General features: G+C 66.0%; 3 protein-coding genes. All 3 read right to left on the bottom strand.

Annotation, left to right across the window (positions count from 1 at the left end; translation table 11 throughout):
- Positions 1 to 4: 4 nt before the first annotated feature.
- Positions 5 to 1,396 (bottom strand): class II fumarate hydratase, encoded by a 1,392-nt coding sequence (gene fumC, locus BN1127_RS03610; RefSeq protein ID WP_042648532.1) that lies wholly within the window; start codon positions 1,394 to 1,396, stop codon positions 5 to 7.
- Between the two features lie 102 nt (positions 1,397 to 1,498).
- Positions 1,499 to 2,239 (bottom strand): dipeptidase PepE, encoded by a 741-nt coding sequence (gene pepE / locus BN1127_RS03605; RefSeq protein ID WP_042648531.1) that lies wholly within the window; start codon positions 2,237 to 2,239, stop codon positions 1,499 to 1,501.
- A gap of 139 nt (positions 2,240 to 2,378) precedes the next feature.
- Positions 2,379 to 2,638: LuxR C-terminal-related transcriptional regulator (locus BN1127_RS21090; protein WP_042648530.1), on the bottom strand; the 260-nt coding region annotated here is incomplete at its 5' end.

The following is a 2,638-nucleotide window of genomic DNA, read 5'->3' as shown; positions in this document are numbered from 1 at the left end:
TGGCTTATGGCTGCCGTCCCACCATGTCGGCGGGCACCACCCAGGCATCGAATTGCTCCGCGCTGAGGTGGCCGGAGGCGATGGCTGCCTCCCGCAGAGTCAGCCCCTGATGGTGCGCCAGTTTGGCGATCTCGGCCGCCTTGTCATAGCCGATGTGGGGGTTGAGCGCCGTCACCAGCATCAGGGAGCGGGCCAGCAGCTCGTCGATGCGCGCCCGGTTCGCAACGATGCCGACGGCGCAGTGGTCGTGGAAGCTTCTCATACCGTCCGCCAGCAGCCGCACGCTCTGCAGGAAGTTGTGGGCGATCATCGGCCTGAACACGTTGAGCTCGAAGTTGCCGCTGGCGCCGCCGATGTTGATGGCCACGTCGTTGCCCATCACCTGGGCGCACAGCATGGTGAGCGCCTCGCTCTGGGTCGGGTTGACCTTGCCCGGCATGATGGAGGAGCCGGGTTCGTTCTCGGGGATGCTGAGCTCCCCGAGTCCGCTGCGGGGGCCGCTCGCCAGCCAGCGCACGTCGTTGGCGATCTTCATCAGACTGGCCGCGAGCGTCTTGAGGGCGCCATGGGCATGGACCTGGGCATCGCTCGCCGCCAGGGCCTCGAACTTGTTGGGGGCGCTCACCAGGGGCAAGCCGGTCTGCTGTGCCAGGGTCTGGGCCACCGCCTCGGCGAAGCCGGGGGGGCAGTTCAGACCGGTACCGACCGCGGTGCCCCCCAGCGCCAGCTCACACAGATGGGGCAGGGCGGCAGCGAGGTGACGCTCCCCTTGCGCGAGTTGGGCGACCCAGCCGGAGATCTCCTGACCCAGGGTGAGCGGGGTGGCGTCCTGCAGGTGGGTGCGGCCAATCTTGACAAGGTCGTCGAAGGTGGCTGCCTTGCTGGCCAGCGTGTTTTTGAGCGTGGTCAGGGCAGGCAGCAACTGGCCGGTGATGGCGGTGACAGCCGCCAGGTTCATGGCGCTGGGGAAGACATCATTGCTCGACTGGCTCTTGTTTACCTCATCGTTGGGGTGCACCAGCCGGGCCTCTCCCCGGGCGCCGCCGAGCAGCTCGCTGGCGCGGTTTGCCAGTACCTCGTTGAGATTCATGTTGGTCTGGGTGCCGGAGCCGGTCTGCCAGACCATCAGGGGAAACTCGGCGTCGTGCAGGCCGCACAACACCTCGTCGGCGGCGGCCATGATGGCCTGGGCCTTGCGCGCGGGCAGCAGCCCGAGGGCGTGGTTCACCCTGGCGCAGGCGGACTTGATGCGGGCGAGGGCATGGATGATCTCCATGGGCTGGCGTTCCCCCGAGATATTGAAGTGGTGCAGGGAGCGCTGGGTCTGAGCCCCCCACAGCCGCGCCGCCGGGACTTCGATATCACCGAAGCTGTCGTGTTCGATCCGTACCGTCATGGTCGCCTCCCATCGAGAAACAAGGAGCAAGGAATCTTCCTTCCCCTCACAGCATGGCAAATCCCCCGATCGCTTGCTCACATCGGCTCGTCTGCCATGGCGTCAGTCGCCGGGCTGAAACGGCGTCAGTGCTGCCAGTGGCCGGGCATCCTCATACTCCCGGGTCGTCTCGCCGTGCTTGAAGATCTTGAAGCCCTCGCCCCGGGCGCTCCAGTATTCGATGGTCTCGCCGCGGCTCTCGCCGCTAATCTGCAGCAGGCTGGCTTCGCGCAAGGCCACCACGGATTCGCTCGGATTGATGGCACAGAACTCGGCGAGGCGCTCGTCCCGGGTCTCCCCCATGTGGCCGCTGATGCTGGCGTCCAGATAGTGGGGGTTGATTTGCAGCGGGAACAGGCCCAGCGCCGGCAGCACGGCGGCGCTGCACACCGGCATGTCGTTGGTGGTGCGAATGCTCGGGGTCGCCACGTTGCAACCGGCGCTCCAGCCCACATAGGGTACGCCTCGCTCGCGCACGGCGCGCTGGATGGGGACGACCAGACCGTATTCGTGCAGCAGCTGGTTCAGGCGCCAGGTGTTGCCGCCGCTGATGAAGATAGCCTCCACCTGCTGGATGGCATCCACCGGATCGTCGAACTGGTGGATGCTGATGGTCTCCACCCCCAGGCTCTCGGCGAGATCCTGGGCGCGGGCGTCCCAGTCGCTGCGGATCACCGCGTAGGGGATGAGCAGGATGCGCTTGACCTGTTTGCGGGCGAGCAGGGTTTGTACACGGTCGCGGGCCCAGCCAAGCAGGCCTGGGTGTTCGGTGGTTTTACCGTTGCTGAGCAGAAGCAGTTCCATGATGTTTCCTCGAAACAAGGCGCAGGACCTTGGTCTGTCCTGATGAAGGGAAGGGGCACTCTACCCCCAAGGCGGCGCCAAGTATGTGATCTCTGCGCGTTTTGTGCCCCCGGGTTAGGGGGCTCATGGATTGACCGCGTCAGGGTTGCCCGTTGACCGCCGCATAGCACAGCATCAGTTCGGCCAGGGAATTGACCTCGAGACGTTTCATCAGGCTGGCGCGGCACACCTCGACGGTGCGCACCGAGATGCAGAGATCCTGCGCTATCTGCTGGTTCTTGTGGCCCCGGGCGATGAGTAGCAACAGCTGGTGCTCGCGCGGGGTGAGCCGCTCAAAGGCGGCCAGATGGGCGAAACGGGTGGCCGCGCTCAGCGTCGCCTGCTCGGCCCGCGCGATGG

Origin of the sequence: Aeromonas media (assembly GCF_000819985.1) — a bacterium.
In the GTDB taxonomy this organism is placed as follows: domain Bacteria; phylum Pseudomonadota; class Gammaproteobacteria; order Enterobacterales; family Aeromonadaceae; genus Aeromonas; species Aeromonas media.
The sequence above is the reverse complement of the archived record's forward strand: the minus strand, read 5'-3'. Positions and strand labels throughout refer to the sequence as shown.